Origin of the sequence: Lentzea sokolovensis, assembly GCF_033949975.1 — a bacterium.
Taxonomy (GTDB): Bacteria; Actinomycetota; Actinomycetes; order Mycobacteriales; family Pseudonocardiaceae; genus Lentzea; species Lentzea sokolovensis.
The window spans coordinates 478,997-497,944 of the sequence record NZ_JAXAVU010000016.1; the positions used below are offsets into that span (position 1 = coordinate 478,997).

General features: G+C 70.1%; 18 protein-coding genes and 1 pseudogene. 15 read left to right on the forward strand and 4 right to left on the reverse strand.

Annotated elements, in window-relative coordinates; genetic code table 11:
* Positions 1-83: 83 nt before the first annotated feature.
* The 4 genes and pseudogenes from SK854_RS42565 to SK854_RS48335 all read left to right on the forward strand — a co-directional run.
* On the forward strand, positions 84-2,090 hold the full coding sequence (locus SK854_RS42565) for an ATP-dependent Clp protease ATP-binding subunit (RefSeq protein ID WP_319980830.1): 2,007 nt from the start codon (positions 84-86) through the stop codon (positions 2,088-2,090).
* Between the two features lie 122 nt (positions 2,091-2,212).
* Positions 2,213-3,475, forward strand: a complete 1,263-nt coding sequence (locus tag SK854_RS42570) for an extracellular catalytic domain type 1 short-chain-length polyhydroxyalkanoate depolymerase (protein ID WP_319980831.1) — start codon at positions 2,213-2,215, stop codon at positions 3,473-3,475.
* 29 nt (positions 3,476-3,504) lie between these two features.
* Complete coding sequence (locus SK854_RS42575; RefSeq protein ID WP_319980832.1) at positions 3,505-4,359, forward strand: helix-turn-helix domain-containing protein; 855 nt, start codon at positions 3,505-3,507, stop codon at positions 4,357-4,359.
* 28 nt (positions 4,360-4,387) lie between these two features.
* Positions 4,388-4,681: pseudogene (locus tag SK854_RS48335) on the forward strand (AAA family ATPase); the annotation flags it as partial.
* Between the two features lie 1,595 nt (positions 4,682-6,276).
* On the opposite strand, the gene SK854_RS42580 reads toward SK854_RS48335, so the two are convergent.
* The gene (locus SK854_RS42580; protein ID WP_319980833.1) at positions 6,277-6,774 is read right to left on the reverse strand and encodes a MarR family winged helix-turn-helix transcriptional regulator; all 498 of its coding nucleotides are present in this window, start codon (positions 6,772-6,774) and stop codon (positions 6,277-6,279) included.
* Between the two features lie 161 nt (positions 6,775-6,935).
* Between SK854_RS42580 and SK854_RS42585 the strand changes: the two genes are divergently transcribed.
* Positions 6,936-7,403: a cupin domain-containing protein gene (locus SK854_RS42585; protein WP_319980834.1), complete on the forward strand. Its 468-nt coding sequence runs from the start codon at positions 6,936-6,938 to the stop codon at positions 7,401-7,403.
* 106 nt (positions 7,404-7,509) lie between these two features.
* Positions 7,510-8,454 carry an NADP-dependent oxidoreductase gene (locus SK854_RS42590; RefSeq protein ID WP_319980835.1) on the forward strand — a complete coding sequence of 315 codons (945 nt, stop codon included), beginning with the start codon at positions 7,510-7,512 and terminating at the stop codon, positions 8,452-8,454.
* Between the two features lie 74 nt (positions 8,455-8,528).
* On the opposite strand, the gene SK854_RS42595 is transcribed toward SK854_RS42590, so the two are convergent.
* Positions 8,529-9,002, reverse strand: a complete 474-nt coding sequence (locus SK854_RS42595; RefSeq protein ID WP_319980836.1) for a winged helix-turn-helix transcriptional regulator — start codon at positions 9,000-9,002, stop codon at positions 8,529-8,531.
* 82 nt (positions 9,003-9,084) lie between these two features.
* Between SK854_RS42595 and SK854_RS42600 the strand changes: the two genes are divergently transcribed.
* The 4 genes from SK854_RS42600 to SK854_RS42615 all read left to right on the forward strand — a co-directional run bounded on the left by SK854_RS42600 (position 9,085) and on the right by SK854_RS42615 (position 12,436).
* Positions 9,085-9,783: a nitroreductase gene (locus SK854_RS42600; protein WP_319980837.1), complete on the forward strand. Its 699-nt coding sequence runs from the start codon at positions 9,085-9,087 to the stop codon at positions 9,781-9,783.
* A 46-nt stretch (positions 9,784-9,829) separates the two neighbouring features.
* Positions 9,830-10,648: an SDR family oxidoreductase gene (locus SK854_RS42605; RefSeq protein WP_319980838.1), complete on the forward strand. Its 819-nt coding sequence runs from the start codon at positions 9,830-9,832 to the stop codon at positions 10,646-10,648.
* A 164-nt stretch (positions 10,649-10,812) separates the two neighbouring features.
* Positions 10,813-11,562 carry a GH12 family glycosyl hydrolase domain-containing protein gene (locus SK854_RS42610; protein WP_319980839.1) on the forward strand — a complete coding sequence of 250 codons (750 nt, stop codon included), beginning with the start codon at positions 10,813-10,815 and terminating at the stop codon, positions 11,560-11,562.
* Positions 11,563-11,812: 250 nt separating this feature from the next.
* Entirely contained in the window at positions 11,813-12,436 is a 624-nt protein-coding gene (locus SK854_RS42615) for a DedA family protein (protein ID WP_319980840.1), read from the forward strand.
* On the opposite strand, the gene SK854_RS42620 is transcribed toward SK854_RS42615, so the two are convergent.
* Positions 12,426-13,334, reverse strand: a complete 909-nt coding sequence (locus SK854_RS42620; protein WP_406601896.1) for a LysR family transcriptional regulator — start codon at positions 13,332-13,334, stop codon at positions 12,426-12,428. The genes SK854_RS42615 and SK854_RS42620 overlap by 11 nt on opposite strands.
* A gap of 116 nt (positions 13,335-13,450) precedes the next feature.
* Here SK854_RS42620 and SK854_RS42625 point away from each other — a divergent pair, with 116 nt between their 5' ends.
* The 5 genes from SK854_RS42625 to SK854_RS42645 all read left to right on the forward strand — a co-directional run bounded on the left by SK854_RS42625 (position 13,451) and on the right by SK854_RS42645 (position 18,269).
* A complete protein-coding gene (locus SK854_RS42625; protein ID WP_319980842.1) occupies positions 13,451-14,581 on the forward strand; it encodes an FAD-dependent monooxygenase in 1,131 nt (376 codons plus the stop codon).
* On the forward strand, positions 14,578-16,335 hold the full coding sequence (locus tag SK854_RS42630; protein ID WP_319980843.1) for a CocE/NonD family hydrolase: 1,758 nt from the start codon (positions 14,578-14,580) through the stop codon (positions 16,333-16,335). Before SK854_RS42625 ends, SK854_RS42630 begins: the two co-directional genes overlap by 4 nt.
* Entirely contained in the window at positions 16,332-16,817 is a 486-nt protein-coding gene (locus SK854_RS42635; RefSeq protein WP_319980844.1) for a nuclear transport factor 2 family protein, read from the forward strand. The genes SK854_RS42630 and SK854_RS42635 overlap by 4 nt, the downstream gene beginning before the upstream one ends.
* 20 nt (positions 16,818-16,837) lie before the next feature.
* Positions 16,838-17,152 carry an NIPSNAP family protein gene (locus SK854_RS42640; protein ID WP_319980845.1) on the forward strand — a complete coding sequence of 105 codons (315 nt, stop codon included), beginning with the start codon at positions 16,838-16,840 and terminating at the stop codon, positions 17,150-17,152.
* 280 nt (positions 17,153-17,432) lie between these two features.
* Positions 17,433-18,269, forward strand: a complete 837-nt coding sequence (locus SK854_RS42645; protein ID WP_319980846.1) for an alpha/beta fold hydrolase — start codon at positions 17,433-17,435, stop codon at positions 18,267-18,269.
* 44 nt (positions 18,270-18,313) lie between these two features.
* Here the strand turns inward: SK854_RS42645 and SK854_RS42650 are convergent, their stop codons facing one another.
* The gene (locus SK854_RS42650) at positions 18,314-18,907 is read right to left on the reverse strand and encodes a GNAT family N-acetyltransferase (RefSeq protein ID WP_319980847.1); all 594 of its coding nucleotides are present in this window, start codon (positions 18,905-18,907) and stop codon (positions 18,314-18,316) included.
* Between the last annotated feature and the right edge of the window lie 41 nt (positions 18,908-18,948).

An 18,948-nucleotide genomic window follows, 5' to 3' on the forward strand; every position in this document is an offset into this window, starting at 1 on the left:
GGTGGGCGCCTGACCTGTGTTCGTGGGCCACGAGGCGCAGGATTGGAGACGTAAGCCCTCCGATCGAGCGAAGATGGCGGCCGATGGCAGACGACTGGGTGTTCGGCTTCGGGTCCTACTCCTGGGAGGACCTGGTCGGAAAGCTGTTCGGCGGATCGGAGGCACCGTCCGCGACGCGGCGCACCGACCGCTTCGGGCGTGACCTCACCGCCGCGGCGCGGGACGGCCTGCTCGATCCGGTGATCGGCCGGGAGGACGTGATCGACGAGATGCTCGAGGTGTTGTCGCGGCGCACCAAGAACAACCCCGTCCTGGTCGGCGATCCCGGCGTGGGCAAGACCGCGGTCGTCGAGGGCATCGCGGCGCGGATCGCGAGCGGCGAGGTACCCGCCACGCTGAGCGGCAGGCGGCTGATCTCGCTGGACCTGGCGGGCATGGTCGCCGGAGCCAAGTACCGGGGCGAGTTCGAGGAACGGCTCGAAGGGGTCATCGCCGAGGTGACGGCGACGGACAGGATGGTGATCCTGTTCATCGACGAGCTGCACGTCCTGGTGGGGGCGGGCAGCGCGGAAGGCGCGCCGATGGACGCCGCGACCATGCTCAAACCCGTGCTCACGACCGGACGGGTGCAGGTCATCGGGGCCACCACGGCCGAGGACTACCGGCGGTACATCGCGAAGGACGCCGCGCTGGAGCGGCGGTTCCAGCCGATCCAGGTCGCCGAACCGTCGGTCGGCGAGGCGATCGCCATCCTGCGCGGGCTGCGCGGCCGGTACGAGATGCACCACGGCGTGCGGATCTCGGACGAGGCGATCGTGTCCGCCGTGGAGCTGTCGGCCCGGTACGTCACCGATCGGTTCCTGCCGGACAAGGCCGTGGACCTGGTGGACCGCGCGGGTGCGCGGGTCCGGTTGCGCGAGAAGTCCCCGATGCCACCGGATCCGGTGCTGCTCGAACAGCGGGTGCGGCGGCTGGAGCGGGAGAAGGACGCCGCACAGGACGAGGACGCGGTGTTCCTCGCCGGCGAACTCGACCGGGCCGTCGCCGAACTGGAGGCCGCCCGCGCCGCACTGGCCGGCGCGCCCCAGGTCGTGGCGAACGACGTCGCCGAGATCGTGTCCCGCAGCACGGGCATCCCGGTCGCCCAGCTCACCGAGGCGGAACGGCACCGGTTGCTGCACCTGGAGGACCACCTGCACCAGCGGATCGTCGGGCAGGACGAGGCGGTGGAGGCGGTCGCCGACGCCGTCCGCCAGGGCCGCGCGGGCCTCAAGCACCCGCACCGGCCCGTCGGTTCCTTCCTGTTCCTCGGCCCGACCGGTGTGGGCAAGACCGAGATCGCACGGGCGCTGGCCGAAGCGCTGTTCGGTTCGGAGGACCGGCTGATCCGGTTCGACATGAGCGAGTTCTCGCAACAACACGCGGTCGCGCGGCTGATCGGCGTGCCGCCGGGGTACGCCGGCTACGAGGAAGCCGGTCAGCTCACCGGCGCGGTCCGGCGCGCCCCGTACTCGGTCCTCCTGCTGGACGAGATCGAGAAGGCGCACACCGACGTCTTCAACACCCTGCTGCAGGTGCTCGACGCGGGCAGGCTCACCGACGCCGGCGGACGTACCGCCGACTTCACCAACACCGTGATCATCATGACCAGCAACATCGGCGCCGACCAGCTGCTCGCCGCGACCACCTCGGGTCTCCCGGTCGAGCAGCTGAGGGAACCGCTGATGGCGGCCGTCCGCCGCAGTTTCCGCCCGGAGTTCCTCAACCGCCTCGACGAGATCATCCTGTTCCGCGGGCTCGACGCCGGCCAGTTGCGGCAGATCACCTCGCTGCTGCTCGAACGCACCCGAGACCGGCTGCGCGAACAGAACATCACGCTGGACGTCGACGAGCAGGCCGTGGACTGGCTCGCCGCCCGCGGTTACGTGCCCGAGTACGGCGCACGGCCGTTGCGCCGCACCATCGGCAAGGAGCTCGACCGGCGACTGTCCCGGGCACTGCTCGCGGGCGAACTGCGCGGCGGACAGCACGTCGTCGTGACGGTCACCGACTCGGATCTGACCTTGACCATCACCGACACCCCGCACTGAACCCGGGAGAAGTCGTTCGTCGAACGCCTCACCAAATTCGTTCGTCGAAAGTTTGACGACCGTCACGAAAGTGAATAGCTTCGCGGTCCGGGGGACTCGGAAGCCCTGACCGGAGGTCAGTTGTGATCACGCGCAGAACACCCCTCATCGCCATCTTCATCGCCGTGCTCGCTCTCACCGGAGTCGTGCCGGCGACACCGGCATCCGCTGCTTCGCTGGTGGAGGTGACCGGCTTCGGCGACAACCCCGGCCGGATGCGCATGCACGTCTACGTGCCGGACACCCGACCGGCCAAGCCCGCGATCGTGGTCGCCATGCACGGCTGCGGCGGCTCCGGTCCCGGCTTCTACTCGGGAAGCGAGTTCGCCTCGCTCGCCGACAGGCACGGTTTCGTCGTCATCTACCCGAGCGCGCAGCAGGAAGCCGGGTTCGGCAAGTGCTTCGACACGTGGTCGGACGCGGCCAAACGCCGCGGTGGCGGCAGCGACCCGGTGTCGATCGTCTCGATGGTCACCTACGTCGAGCAGCGCTACGGCGGCGACCCGGACCGGGTCTTCGCCACCGGGTCGTCCTCCGGCGGCATGATGACCAACGAGATGCTCGCCCTCTACCCGGACGTGTTCAAGGCGGGCGCGGCGTTCATGGGCGTGCCGTTCCACTGCTTCGCCAACGCCGCCGACTACCCGCCGGGCAGCAGCCGGTGCACCGGGGGCGGCGGCCTGAACCGCACTCCCCAGGAGTGGGGCAACCTCGTCCGGCAGGCCTATCCCGGCTACACCGGCCCGCGGCCGAAGATGCAGCTGTGGCACGGCACCGCGGACACGCTCGTGCCGTACTCGCTGCTGCAGGAGGAGGTCGAGCAGTGGACCGACGTGTTCGGCCTGAGCCAGACGCCGACGTCGACCGACACCCCGCGCGCCGGCTGGAACCGCAGCCGCTACGCGGACAAGGTCGAGGCCTACAGCATCCAGGGCGCCGGGCACAGCCTGCCGTCGTCGGGCATGGCCGCCGTCGCACTCGAGTTCTTCGGCGTCATCGGTGGCGGTGACCCGAACCCGCCGACGCCGGGCACGTGCGCCGTCAAGGCCACCGTCAACGCCTGGAACAACGGCCTGACCGCGAGTCTCGCCATCACCAACACCGGCACCGCGGCGGTCAACGGCTGGTCCCTCGGCTTCTCCCTGGCAGGCGGGCAGACCATCACCTCCGGCTGGAACGCCACCTACTCGCCGTCGACGGGCCAGGTCACCGCTCGCAACGCCGGCCACAACGTCACGATCCCGCCTGGCAGGTCGGTCGACATCGGCTTCCAGGCCGTCCACACAGGGAACGCGGCGGCGCCGTCCTCGTTCACCCTCAACGGCACGGCCTGCTCCACCGGCTGACCACGTGCTCCACAAGGGACACTTGCGTCATGGCGTTGCATGATCTGGGTGCAGAGGTGCGCCGGTTGCGCGAGACCACCGAGCCCGCGTCCGTCGGTCTACCGCCCGGCGGGCGGCGGGCTCGTGGCGTGCGGCGCGAGGAGCTCGCCGAGCTGGCCGGGGTGTCCGCGGACTACGTGCGGCGGCTCGAACAGGGCCGCCGCCACCCGTCGGCCGCGGTGGTGAACGCCATCGCCCGCGCGTTGCGAGCAGGACCGGCGGAGTACGAACGGCTGTGCGCGCTGGCCGGGTACGCCGCGGCGGACGGTCAGGTGCCCCGCGAGGCCGGAGCGGCTTCGATGCGGCTGCTGGAACGTTTCGCCGACACCCCGGTGTTCCTGTGCGACAGGGCGTGGAACGTGGTCGCGGTGAACGACGCGTGGATGACGCTCGGAGCGGGAGCGTCGAACCGGCAGGCGCGGGACTGGAACGTCGCGTGGCGCACGTTCCGCGCCGCGCACCGCGAGATCAGTCGCGACGACGACCACGCGGCCGCGTTCCGGGCGACGCTCGTCAACCGGTTGCACAGCACGTACCTGCGCTACCCCGGCGACGAGTCGCTCGCCGAGCTCGTCGACGAGCTGCGGAGCACGAGCCGGTCGTTCGACACCTTGTGGCGTGCGCCGAGAACCGTTGCGGCCTATGACAACCGTGCCGTTTTCCGGCATCCGGGCGTCGGCGACATCGCGCTCGACGGCAACGTGCTCGAGGTTCCCGGCGACAACCTCCAGGCGGTCGTGCTCACCGCGGCACCGGGTTCGGCCGACGCGGGAAGGCTCGGTGAGATCGTCAGCGCCTCCAGCGGGCCGGCCATCGTCAGGGTGGGACAACCTGGCCCAGGCTGACCGGTCCGCGGGCGGCGATCCTGAGGCGATGTTGATCAACTCCTCGCTCCGGGACGCGGGCCCGGTGGGCAGGAACGCGGAACTGGCGGTGCTCGACCGGGTGCTGTCCGGTGCGGCGGACGCCCCGCTCGTGGCATACCTCCACGGCCCCGGCGGCATCGGCAAGTCCTCACTGCTGCGCCACAGCGCCCGGCAGGCACGGCTCGCCGGACGCGAGGTGGTGCACGTCGACGCACGGTTCCTGAACGCTGATCCGCGCCGTCTGGAAGAGGCCGCCGGGCTGGCACGCGTCGAGCCCGGCGCCGTGCTCCTGATCGACAACTTCGACCGCTGCCGGCGGCTCGAACCGTGGCTGCGCGACACGTTCCTGCCCCGGCTCGCGGAGGGCGTGACGGTGGTGCTCGCGAGCAGGACCGCTCCCGACTCGGAGTGGTCGCTCGATCCTGACTGGGCGCGGCTCTTCACCGAACTGGCCGTGGGCCCGCTCGACGCCGCCGGATCAGATGCCCTGCTCGCGGCACGCGGGGTCGCCCCGCAGCAGCGCGGCGCCATCGTCTCCTTCGCGGGAGGCAGTCCGCTCGTCCTCTCCCTCGCGGCACCGGCCGCGCACTTCGAGCCCACCGGCGACCTGCTCACGACCCTGGTCGAACGGCTGGTGGGTGATCTTCCGAGCACCGTCCACCGACGTGGCCTCGACGTCCTCGCGCAGGCCCGCGTCACGCGCGAGTCGCTGCTGCGCGCGGTGCTGGGCGACGAGGACGCCGCGACGGTGTTCTCCTGGCTGCGCCGGCAGCCCTACGTCGAGGCCACCCCGGACGGACTGCTCCCCCACGACGCCGTGCGGGCGACGCTCGACGCCGATCTGCGCTGGCGGGATCCCGAACGTCACGAAGACGTGCGCACCCGCATCTCTGTCGCGTGCCTGGACGCGGTGCGTCGCGCCACCGACGATGACGCACTCCTGCGCGTCGCGGAATGGATGTTCCTCTTCGGCGACCAGGACGGCCCGCACGACCCGCACCCCGTCGTCGTGGAAACGCGGCTCGAACCCGATGACGTACCCGAAGTCCTGCGCGTGGCGGAAGAACCCGCGGTCGAGCAGTGGATCCGGCGTCAGCCACAGGGCTTTCGCGTGTACCGCTCCGCGGGCGCGCTCCTGGGATTCATGGCCGTTCTGCGACTCGAGACGCCGTCGCCAGAAGACCTGGCCGCCGATCCGGTGATCGCGGCGCTGTGGGACCACGTCGAGGCGACGGCTCCCCTGGTCCGGGGCGAGCATCTTGCCGTCCGCCGCTTCGCGGTGCCGGCCGGTGAGCACCAACCGCTGCTGGACCTCATCAGCCGCCGCACCATCGCGGCCGAGATGAGGACCGAAGGCCGGGCCGTCACGTCCGCTGTCGTTCAGGACACCGGACCGTGGCGGCACCACCTCACTTCCGCCGGGATGCACGAGGTCCTGGTGGTGGAGGCCGGCGGGATCAGGCAGCACGTGTTCGGCAGGGACTGGCGACAGCAGCCGGTCGAGCAGTGGGTGCGGGACAGGGCGCGCGCCGCCGCCCCGTCCGTGACGCCGTGGACCGCCCGCGCGACGGATCTCCTGCCGCGCGAAGCGTTCGAGGAGGGCGTGCTCGAAGCGCTGCGCACCTGGCGCACCCCGCGCGAGTTCGCCACCAGCGTTCTGCTCCGCTCGCACCTGGTTCCACGGGGTTCGGCAGATCCCGTGACGGACCTGCGCGACGCCATCACGGGCGCCCTCGACGCGCTGCGGGTGGATCCCGCCGGAGTCAAGGCGCACGACGCCCTCACCGCCACCTACATCTCGGCGTCCGGCACCCACCGGGCGACCGCGCGACGACTCGGGGTGCCCTACGGCACCTACCGGCGCCACCTCGCGCTGGGCAGGGAACGGCTCACGTGTCAGCTCTTGCGACGGCGAGGCGCTGCCGAACGGGGCGGCGCGGACCGCATGTGGTCGCGCACCGGCGCCAGCAGACCGGCGAGCGCGTGGACGTCCTCGCGTGACAGCGGTTCGAAGAGCAGGCCGCTGACGACCTCGATGTGACCGGGCAGCACCGCCGCGAGCCGCGTGCGGCCGGCGTCGGTGATGGTGACCGTGACGCCGCGCTCGTCGTCCGCCGACGGCGTGCGCTCGGCCAGGCCCGCCTTCTCCAGCAGCCCCACCTGGTAGGTCAGGCCGCTGCGGCTGTAGACGACGCCGTCGGCCAGATCGGTCATGCGGTGGCTGCCCGTCGGCGAGTCCCCGAGCCGCGCCAGCAGCTGGAACTGCACGTAACTGAGGTCGCCCGCCTCCTTCAGCTGCTGCTCGACCGCGTGGCGCAGCAGGCTGGTCACCTCGACGAGGGCGAAGTAGGCACCCAGCTGGACGGGATCGAGCGACGGCGGCGAGTCGGGCATGACCGCAGTCTACTGCTTCGAATTCGAAGGACTACCGGAACGCTCGGTGAGCAGTGTTGAGCACGACTGGACACCGCGGCAGATGGCGACCGGGCAGCCGTGCGCACCAGGGTTTCCGGACAGGGGCGGCGCCGCCGCCCCACCGAACTCCGAGGACTTCTTTGAGCATCCCCCACCTCGCCCAGCGGGAAGACCAGCAACAGCTCGAATGGATCGGCGGGAGCGTCTTCAGCGTCCTGCTGGACGCCGAGGCGACCGGCGGACAGCTGACCGTCGGCCGCTTCGACGCCGGCTTCGGCGAGGCACCGCCGTGGCACATGCACAACAACGAGGACGAGGTCTTCCTCCTGCTGTCCGGCACCGCACTCGTGTGGGCCGGCGACGAGGAGCACGAACTGCGCGAGGGCGGCATCGTCTTCCTGCCCCGCCGCATCCCGCACTCCTACCGCATCACGTCCGAGAAGGCCGACCTGCTGCTCATCTCGACTCCTGGCGGGCTGGAGAAGATGTTCCGTCACGCCGGTCGCGACCTGCGGGAACCCCGCCCCGAGGGGTTCGTGATCCCGCAGTCGCTGCTCGCGGAAGCCGCCGAGATCTCCGGCAACGTGCTCCTCGGGCCTCCTCGCTGACCCCACGCCACCCGCGTGCCGCACGTCACTTTGCTTCGAATTCGAAGCACGTCTACTCTCAGAGTCAGCTGCTTCGAATTCGAAGCAAAAAACGAGGAGAACTCCCATGAAGGCAGTGCGTTTCCACGAGTTCGGCGGCCCCGAGGTCCTGCGTCACGAGGACGTGGGGCAGCCCGTCCCCGGAACCGGCGAGGTCCTCGTCCGGGTCACCTCGACGTCGTTCAACCCGGTCGAGGGGAACATCCGGCTGGGCGTCATGCAGGGTCCGATCCCGGTCGAACTGCCGCACACCCCCGGCCTCGACGTCGCCGGGACGGTCGACGCGCTGGGCGAGGGCGTCGAAGGCTTCTCCGCCGGCGACGAGGTCGTCGCCTTCCTGCCGATGACCAAGCCCGGCGCCGCGGCCGAGTACGTCCTCGCGCCGGCGGCCGCCCTGACCCCCGCGCCCAAGGGCATCCCGCTGGCCGACGCCGCCGCGTTCCCGTTGGTGGGCCTCACCGCCTACCAGGCGCTCTTCGACCACGGCCAGCTCAAGGCCGGGCAGCGCGTGCTGGTCAACGGCGCGGGCGGACCGGTCGGCGGGTACGCCGTCCAGCTGGCCAAGGGGGCCGGTGCCCACGTGATCGCCACGGCCAGCCCGCGCAGTGCCGAGGCCGTGCGCGCCGCCGGTGCCGACGAGGTCGTCGACCACACCACCACGCCGGTCGTCTCGGCGGTGACCGAGCAGGTCGACCTCGTGCTGAACCTCGCGCCGGTCGACCCGGCGGTCCTGGCCGAGCTGGTCACGGTGGTCCGCCCCGGCGGAGTCGTCGTCAACACGACGATCTGGATGCCGGCGCCGACCGACGAGGACCGCGACGTGCGCGGCATCAACCTCTACGTCCGCAGCGACGCCGAGCAGCTGGCGAAGCTCGTGGCGCTGGTCGACTCCGGCGAGCTGCGGGTGGACGTGGCCCAGCGGGTGCCCCTGGCCGAACTCCGCGAGGTGCACGCCCAGGCCGCGACGGGCGAGGTCCGGGGCAAGGTCGTCGTCCTCGTCTCCGGTGCCTGACACCCCCGCCGGAACGCAGAAGGCCGTGGCCGGGGTACCGGTGGAGTTCCACCCGCACCCCGGCCGACCGGGAACTAGCGCTGTGCGCCCACGTCGACATGGGCGAGAAGACCAGGACCGGCCTCGGGCACGACGTCATGCGCCGTCATTCGTTCTCCGCAGCAGTCGCACGCCAGCGTGACCCGTGCCTCGCCGGCGCAGTCGCGATGCCGGTAGTGCACCGGCGGCCCGTCCGGCGCCATGTGGGCGTCGCCCCAGTCCTTGATCGCCATCAGGATCGGGTAGAGGTCGTGCCCCTTGCGGCTGAGCCGGTACTCGACGTGGTCCCCGTCGGCAGCCTGCTGCCGCACCAGGATCCCGTGCTCCACCAGCCGCCCGAGCCGGTCCTGCAGGCGGCTGCGCGGAATTCCCAGGTTGCTCCGGAACGCGTTGAAGCGCCGCACACCCGCGAACGCCTCCTTCAGGATCAGCAACGTCCACCTGTCCCCCAGCACCACCAGCGGGCGGGTGATCGAGCAGGGCAGGTCGGCGAGCTGTTCGTACCGCATGCCGCGACCCTACCGAAGGTGGTCTCTTTTCGAGACCGCTCCGTGCTACGGTCTCGAAAAGAGACCACCTTCGGAGGTTCCCTTGAGCGCGGCCGCCGTCACGTCCCCAGACCTGCACGAGGCGCTACACCGGTTGCTCGCCGAGAGGTGGACCTGCCGCCAGTTCCTGCCGGAGCCGGTCCCGAGGGACACCATCGAGCAGGTGCTCGCACTCGCCCAGCGCACCCCGTCCTGGTGCAACACCCAGCCGTGGCACGTGATCGTCACCGAAGGCGCCGCGACGGACCGGATGCGCACGCGGCTGCTCGAACACCTGCGGACCAATCCGGGCCAGCCGGATTTCCCCTTCCCCACCCAGTACACGGGCGTCTACCAGGAACGCCGGCGGGAGTGCGGCAAGCAGCTCTACACCAGCCTCGGCATCGAACGCGGCGATCACCAGGGCACGGGCCGGCAGATGCTGCGCAACTTCGAGCTGTTCGGCGCGCCGCACGTCGCGATCATCACGACCGAAGCCGACCTCGGCGTCTACGGCGCGATCGACTGCGGCCTCTACCTCAACTCGTTCCTGCTCGCCGCACAGAGCCTCGGCCTCGCCGCGGCGCCGCAGGCCGCGCTCGCGGGGTACTCCGGCTTCCTGCGCGACCACTTCGGACTGCCGGACTCCCGGCGCGTCGTCGTCGGAGTCTCGTTCGGCCATCCCGACACGGCGCATCCGGCCAACGGCTTCCGCACCACTCGCGCGAACACCGACTCCGCCGTGACGTGGCATTCCACCTGACGGCGCCGGGGTCGATCAACGGCGCGACGAACGCGATACTCCTGCCATGACGGCAAAAGCAGGCGCGGTCGTGACCGGAGCCGGACGCGGCGTGGGCAAGCTGGTCGCACGAATGCTGGCCGAACGCGGCTACACGGTGCTGGTCACCGACGTCGACGAAGCCACCGCGGCCGCGACGGCCACCGAGATCGGTGGGATCGCGCGGGTGCTCGACGTGCGGGACGACGCGGCCGTACAAGCGGCGCGCGACGACATCGTCGCCCGTGCGGGCCGCCTCGACGTCTGGGTCAACAACGCGGGGGTGCTGGTGACCGGGCCCGCGTGGGAGCAGGACGCCGCCACCCGCGCGCTGATGATCGAGGTCAACGCTCTCGGGACCATCAACGGAACGGTCGCCGCGATCCAGGCCATGCGCGGCCACGGCGGCGGGCACGTCGTGAACATCGTGTCCCTCGCGGGCATCACGGCCGTCGTGGGCGAAGCGGTGTACGCCGCCTCCAAGCACGCGGCCATCGGCTTCAGCCTCAGCACCCTCGGCGATCTCCGGCAGGCGGGCGTCCAGGACATCGACATCTCGTGCGTCTGCCCGGACGGCATCTGGACACCGATGCTCTACGACAAGGTCGACGACCCGGCGGCCGCGCTGTCGTTCTCCGGCACGCTGCTGCAACCCGCCGACGTCGCCGCCGCCGTCGGCGCCGTGCTCGACAAACCGAAACCGGTCACCGCCATCCCCCGGTGGCGCGGAGCACTGGCACGGCTGGCGGACGCGTTCCCGCGCTTCGGGCTGCGCGCGATTCCGTTCATGGTGGCGCAAGGCCGCCGGACCCAGCGCAAGCTCGTGGCGCGCGGCCGGCAGGACTGATCTCCCCCGGGCCTTCGCGCGCACCGCACAAATGCACCTTCCGGATGGCCGGGCATTACCGTCGATTCGACGCACTATTCGACGGCGACTATTCGACGATCTGCCCGCTCATTGACATCGCGGTATTCTGGGAGCGCTCCCATAACCCTGTCATTGGAGTTGTCATGCGAAGGACCATCCGTGCGGTGGCTGCTGCCGGCTTGCTGATGGCGAGCACTTTCGTCGCGACCGCGGGCCCCGCTCACGCCGATGTGACCATCTGCGACCAGTACGGATCGACCACCATCCAGGGCCGCTACGTGGTGCAGAACAATCGTTGGGGCACCTCGGCCCAGCAGTGCATCAACGTCACGTCATCCGGCTTCCAGATCACCAGCCAGCAGGGCTCGTCCCCGACCAACGGCGCGCCGGTGTCGTACCCGTCGGCGTTCCTCGGCTGCCACTACACCAACTGCTCCCCCGGCTCCACCCTGCCGATGCAGGTCAGCCGGATCCGCAGCGCCACGTCGTCCATCAACTACCGGTACACCGGCGGCACCTACAACGCCTCCTACGACATCTGGCTCGACCCCACGCCGAAGACCAACGGCGTGAACCAGATGGAGATCATGATCTGGTTCAACCGCCAGGGCTCGATCCAGCCCATCGGCAGCGCGGTCGGCACGACGAACGTCGGCGGGCGGAGCTGGCAGGTGTGGCGCGGCAACAACGGCGGCAACAACGTCATCTCCTACGTCGCGCCGTCCCCGATCAACTCGTGGTCGTTCAGCGTGCTCGACTTCATCAACGACGTGCGCAACCGCGGTGCGATCACGAACTCCTGGTACCTGACCAGCATCCAGGCCGGGTTCGAGCCGTGGAACGGTGGCACCGGCCTGGCGGTCGACAACTTCTCGGCCTCGGTCAGCGGCTGAGAGTTCCAGGGCACGCGGCACACGACGGCCTCGGCCAGGCCGTCGTGTGCGCTCACCGGCCACCCCGATTGCGCCAGAGCGAACACATCGTTGCCGAGAACGCACTTGTCGCCACATTGATCCCTGCCTAGTTTCATCAGGGAAGCCCAGGGCGATCGCCATTACCGGGCGGCGACAGAAAAGCACGAATTTCGTGTTCGAACATCAATGCGCGCGTACCGCCCTGCCGCCGCGCGGAAAAGGATCCTTCGTGATCGACTGGATGCGGCTGGCCGAGTCGCTCATCTCCTCGCCGTGGCTCTACGCCGTGCTGATCGCGGTGTCCTTCCTGGACTCGTTCCTGCCCCTGATTCCGAGTGAACCCGTCGTGATCGTCGCGGGCGTGTACGCCGCGACCGGGCGAACCGACATCGTGCTCGTCATCGCCGCCACAACACTTGGTGCCTTCTTCGGCGACATGGTTCCGTACACGGCAGGACGGCTGTTCGGCACGCGCTTGCTCAAGCGTCTTCCGCCTGGCACCAAACGCCGCGCGGCGCACGACTGGTTCGCCCGTGAGCTCGACGCCCGCGGCGGCTTCATCCTGGTGACCACGCGCTTCATCCCGGTCGGGCGATACCTCGCCACGTTGTCCACCGGGCTCGTCGGCTTCCCGCTCGGCAGGTACGTGCTGTTCGTCGCGTTCGCCACCGCGTCCTGGAGCGCCTACACCGCGCTCACCGGCTACCTCGGCGGCGTTCTGTTCCAGGAGAACACGTTCCTGGCGATCGCCGTCGGCATCGGTCTCGCGTTCGTGGTGACCGGGTTCATCGAAGTCGTGCGCCGGCTGCACCACCGCAGGGGCCTCGCCGCACAGGACGCCGTCACCGACTGACGCCCTCCGCGGCGATGGCCATGATGTGGCGGGCGCGTTCGCGCAGCAGTTGGTGCGTGCGGTCGTGGTGGTTGCGGGGATGCCACGCCATGCCGACGGTCACCGACGGCAGCGCGAGAGGGATCGGGAACGCGCGGAGCCCCAACGTGTCCAGCATCCGCTGAGCCAGCCTGGCCGGGGCGATGCAGACGACATCGGTCTCCGAGGCGAGGAACAACGCGCTTGCGAACGTGGGCACCACGGCCACCACGCGCCGGCTCAGTCCCAGTTCCGCCAGTTGTTCGTCGATCGGGCCGCGGGCCCGGCCGCGCCGCGAGACGACGATGTGATCGGCGGCGGCGAACCGTTGCGGCGTCACGGTCTTCACCTTCGCGAGTGGGTGGCCGGGACGCACCGCGGCGATCAGCGTCTCGGTGACGAGCGCTTCCGAGTGGATCTCCGAGTCGCCGGGACGGATGCTGCCGATCTCCAGGTCCACCAAACCTTCTCGCAGTGCAGGGGTGTCCTCCAGGTTCTCCGGCCGCAACCGCAACGAGATGCCGGGCGCCTGCTCGCGCAGGTCGTCGATGAGCGAGGGGATGAAGGTCGTGGAGAGCATGTCGGTGACCTGCAGGTCGAACATGCGCACCGCCGTTCGCGGGTCGGCGGTGGTGGACGGCGCGAACAGCGCACGGGCTCTGGTGGCGATCGCGTGCACCTCGCCGCGCAGCTCCAGCGCCCGCGGGGTGGGCACGAGATCGCGCCCGGCCCGCACCAGCAGCGGGTCGTCGAAGGTCCGGCGCAACCGGGCCAGGGCACGGCTCATCGCCGGCGCCGAGGTGTGCAGCCGGGCGGCTGCCTTGGTCACGCTGTTCTCGGCGAGCAGCGCGTCCAGCGCCTCGATCAGATTCAGATCGATGTAGTCCACGCACCGATTATCACATCCGGAATCATTCCTTGCCAGAGTTGCACTGGAGTTAATCCGCCAGGCCTCCTACGGTCGAATGCAGGAAGAAACCCTGGGAGGACAAGCACATGACTGTGACGCGGGCTGTGGTGATCGGCGCCGGAATCGTCGGGCTGACGACCGGAATCGCCCTGCGCCGGGCGGGGATCGACGTGCTGATCTGCGAGCAGGCGCCGGAGATCCGCGCGGCCGGTGCCGGGCTGGGACTCTGGGCGAACGCGCTGGCGGTGTTCGACGAACTCGGCATCGGCGAGCAGGTGCGCGCCATCGGCAAACCCAGCGAGATGTACTTCCACGACCCCACCGGACGTCTGCTCGAGACCCCGGAGTTCGGTGCCGAGGCCCACCAGTACCTGTTGGTGCACCGCGCGAAGCTGAACGATCTGCTCGCCGATGCCGTGGGACGCGAGAACATCCGCCTCGGCACGGGGTTCCACGGGTACGAGGAGCACGCTGACAGCGTCACCGTCCGGTTGACCGACGGCAGCAGCGCGGAAGCGGACGTGCTCGTCGGAGCGGACGGGGCGTACTCGGCGGTGCGCACGCGGCTGGTGCCGGGCACTCCGGCACAGGAACACCGCGGTCATCAGGTCTGGCGCGCGGTCGTCCCGGCCGACGGCACCGGCGTCCAGGGGAACCGGCTGATCCTGGGCACCAACGGGTGCCGGGGTGGGTACGTGCGCACCCACGACGGCAACGTCTACTGGCTGGTGAACCAGTTCAAGTCACCACCGCTGACCGGTACCCGCAAGCAACAGGCGTTGGAACGCGCCTTCCACCTGGAGGACGGCCAGGACGGCGTTCTGGCCGAGCTGATCGGCGCGACACCGGAAGAGCTGATCCTGCACAACCAGATCATGCTCGTACCGCCGCTGCCGCACTGGGTCTCCGCACGGGTCGCGCTGGCCGGGGACGCGGCACACGCGATGTCGCCGCACATCACCGCCGGTGCGACGCTGGGCATCGAAGACGCCGCCCTGCTCGGCGACCTGCTCGGCGACCTGCTCGCCGCGGGCGACGTGCCCGCCGCACTGGCGGCCTACCAGGCCGACCGGATTCCGCGGTACGCCCGAGTCGCGGAACTGTCCGCGGCGGTTGAGCACGCACCCACCCCACAGGAGTTCGCGCGGCACTACGCCGCGTTCAGCCACTGGATGATCACGCCCCGGAACGCCGAACAGGTCCAGGTGCGGGCATGAGGTTCTCCGTCGACGTGGACGTGACCGTGCCGATGCGCGACGGCATCGGCCTCGCCACGAACGTGTGGCGGCCGGAAGGTCCAGGTCCTTTCCCCGTTCTGCTGATTCGCACTCCCTACGGCAAGGACGACGCCGGAACGTACGGCAACCTGAAGCTGCCGGACGTGTTCGCGTTCGTGGAGGCCGGATACGCGGTGGTGGCACAGGACGTCCGCGGGACTTCCCGATCAGCCGGGACGTTCGTGCCGGGCGTGCACGAAAGTCGTGACGGTGCCGACACCCTCACGTGGCTCGCCGAACAACGTTGGTGTGACGGCACAGTCGGCATGTGGGGCGGGTCCTACATGGGCTTCACACAATGGCTCGCGGCCGTGCACGCCTCACCGGCACTGCGCGCGATCGCACCCGTGATGAGCTCCGCCGACCTGTACCGCGCACCGTGGTACTCCCCCGGCGGCGCGTTGTCCCAGGACACCCTGCTCACGTGGAGCACGCTTTCGGCGCTGCGCAACCTGCGCCGGGATCTCGCCGACGGCCGCGGTGACCCTGCCGACGCGCCGAAGCTCTTGTCCAGTGTGGACGATCCCCGGCAGTTGCACGATCCGTTGCCGCTCTCCGGGCGAGACGCCGTGACGCGCAACCTTCCGTGGTTCGGCGAAGTGCTCGGCCATCCCGAACGCGACGCGTTCTGGCAGGAGGTCGCCCCGATCGACCACTGCGGCGGCATCACCGTCCCGGCACTTCAGATCGGCGGCTGGTACGACGTGTTCATCGGCGAAACCATCCGGTCTTACACGCTGATGCGCAACCACGGCGGCAGCGCCGCGGCCCGCGACGGCCAGCGGCTCGTCGTCGGCCCCTGGGCGCACCCCGACGGCGCCGACCTCGGCACCTTCCCGGACCGGTCGTTCGGTCTCGCGGGCAGCATCAAAGCCGCCGACGTCACCGACGAGCACCTCAGGTTCTTCGACCGGTGGGTCCGCGGCCGGACGGACACTCCCGATGACACGCACCGCGTCCGGATCTTCGTCATGGGCGTCGACCGGTGGCGCGACGAGGAGGACTGGCCGCTGCCCGGCACCGGCTACACCGACTTCTTCCTCGCCGGCGGCGGTCGCGCGAACACCGCCACGGGCGACGGAGTTCTGACACGCGATGGCGCGCAGGAGGAGGCGACGGACACCTTTCTGCACGACCCGCGCCGTCCTGTTCCCACGCTGGGCGGCACCGTGCTGGCGGGCGCGTCCGGCGGCCACCCCGGTCCGGCCGACCAGACAGCGGTCGAAGCACGGGACGACGTGCTGTGCTTCACCACCGACGTCCTCGAGCGTCCGGTCGAAGTGACCGGGCACGTCAGCCTGGTGCTCCACGTCTCCAGTTCGGCGCCGGACACCGACTTCACCGCCAAGATCGTCGACGTGCACCCCGACGGCAGGGCAATCCTGCTGTGCGAAGGCATCCAGCGCGCCCGCTACCGCGACTCCCTCACCGACCCGGCGCTCATGGAACCGGGCACGGTGTACGAACTGACCGTCGACGCAGGCGTCACCTCGAACGTCTTCCTCGCGGGACACCGCATCCGGCTCGAAGTCTCCAGCAGCAACTTCCCCCGCTACGACCGCAACACCAACACCGGCGGCACCATCGCCACCGAGGACGACCCGTCCGTCGCGATCAACCGAGTCCACCACGGACCGGCACGTCCCAGCCGCCTGGTGCTGCCGCTGATCGACCGCGCGGAGGTGCGGGCGTGACCACCCTCGAAGAACTGGCCGACCGCGCGGCCATCGCCGATGTCGTCGCCGCCCTCGCCCACTCCCAGGACGACAGGGACTGGGCCGCACTACGCCGGCTGCTCGCCGATGAGGTGCTGCTCGACCTGTCCACCCACCACTTCGGCACACCCCCGGCCACCACGGCGGCCACCGACCTGGTCGCGCTGGCGAGCAGCACCCTCACCGGCTTCGACTGCACCCACCACGCCGCCTCCAACCTGGAGGTGCGCCTGTCGGGCGACGACGCCGAGTGCCGCGCGCACGTGGTCGCCTACCACCACGTCCCCGCGGACCCCGGCGTCGTCGACCACTGCACCATGCGCGGGTACTGGCAGCTGAAACTGCACAAGCACGGCGGACGCTGGCTGGTCACCCACTGGGCCGTGCGGCGCACCTGCCCGTGGGAAGGATCCCCGGACGTCTACGCACTCGCCGCCCAACGCTCCGCATCAACGACCTGACGGCCGACGAGGAGAACTCGATGTTCTACGAGATCCGGACAGAACACGCCCGCGCCGGCCTCGGCCCCGAACTGGCGCTGTACATGGACGAGACCGTCATCCCCCTGCACCGCGAGATGGGCATGACCGTGGTCGGCTCCTTCACCGTGGCCGACGACGAGGACAGCTTCGTCTGGATCCGGCGCTTCGAGGACGCCGCGGACCGCGAACAGGTTCTGGACGCCGTCCACAGCCACCCCCGGTGCGCGACAGTCGTCGACGTGGTGTCGGCACTGCTGAGCGGGGCCGAGTCCACGGTGCGGCTGGAACCGACTCCCAGGTCAGGCCTCTGCTGACGCGGTAGCTGCGGTCGACGTCGCGGGGCAGCCCGAAGCCCAGGCACCGGCCGTCGCCGTGAGGGAGGACAGCAGCAGGGTCACCACTTCGCCAGGGCGCTGGACGCGCGGGCGGCCCGCACCGTCGATCATCCCGGGCTCGCCCGGTCGAGCGAGCGCAGCGGCGGTCCCATGCCCGGAACGAGCCGTGCCACCAGCTGAGACTCCGCACCCTTGACAGGGTCAAGCTAATGGCATTAGCTTGTGGCTAACGTCATTAGCTTTTGTTTCGGAGGACGGCATGACCGAGTACCTGAACATCGCCGGAAACACCATCGCCTACGACGTGACCGGACAGGGTCCGCTCGTCGTGCTGGCTCATGGCATCGGCGACAGCCGCCACTCCTACCGCTTCCTCGCCCCCGCCCTGGCCGCGAGGGGGTACCGGGTCGCGAACGTCGACATCCGCGGGTGCGGTGACTCGAGCCTGGGCTGGAACGGCTACAGCCGCACGGACATCGCTGGTGACCTGGTCGCTGTTGTCCGCCACCTCGGCGGCCCGGCCGTGATCATCGGCCAGTCGATCAGCGGCGGTGCCGCGACCATCGCCGCCGCCACCGCACCCGACGTGATCACCGGCGTCATCGAGCTCGCGCCGTTCACCCGCGCGCAGTCCCTCGATCTCGCAGGACTGTTGCGCGTCAAGCACTTCCGTGCGGGCTACACCCAGCTCGCGAAGGTCATGTTCGGCGGAAGCCTGGAGAGCTGGAAGCGCTACCTCGACCTGGCGGTGCCGGCCAAGCCCGCCGACTGGGACGCCGAGCTCGCCCGCATCGAGGCCAAGCTGCGCGAACCCGGCCGGATGAAGGTCCTTCAGGCCATGTGCAAGACCAGCCCCGCCGACGCCGGAGCGCAGCTGGCCAACGTCACCTGTCCGGTCCTCGTCGTCATGGGCAGTGCCGACCCCGACTGGGCCGACCCGCGCGCCGAGGGCGAGAAGGTCATCGCCGACCTGCCTCGGGGACGAGGTGACCTGGCGGTCATCGAGGGCGCCGGGCACTACCCGCACGTCCAGACACCCGACGAGGTCCTCGCGCTCGCCTTGCCGTTCCTGGCAGAAACGCTGACGCGTGCCTAGGCGCACATTGCTTCTTCAGCGATGAACGAGGCCGCCGCGGTCCATCAGTCGCCGTGGGGGCGAGGTGGCTGGAGCGCCGTGGGTGCCGCCTGGTCGAGGTCGGCCAGGCGGAGACGGAACACCTGCAGTTCGACGCCGAAGTACTTGGTGGTCTCGCCGACCCAGTGCATACCGTTCTTCCGGACCGTGGCCGCGGCGCGCGTGTTGCCGGGCCGCACGACGGCGAAGACTTCTTCGACATCGTGGCTGAACGCCCACGTGGCGAGTGCGTGAGTGCTTTCGGTGGCGTAGCCGTTGCCCCAGGCATCGGGGCGCAGCTGCCAGCCGATCTCGAAATCCTCGTTGCCGGGAGGCAGCGGAAGCAGAATGGCGCCGCCGATCACCTCGTCGTCAGCGATGCGCTGGATCGCCCACCGCCCGGCCGGAGCGCGCAGCCGGGCGCCTTCGGCCATCCACTGCTGCAACAACAACCGCATGGCCGCCAGATCCAGCACCTGATCCATGTCGGGACTCAGCCATCGGGTCACCTCGGCGTCCCCGTAGATCTCCAGTGCCGCCTGCGCGTCGCCGACCAGCCACGGCCGCAGGCGAAGCCGCACGGTGGTCAGCACCTCGGTCGTTCGCGTCGGTGTGCTCATGTCCGTCACTCCGTTCCGGTCGTGCGCGCGGCCGGGCGGAG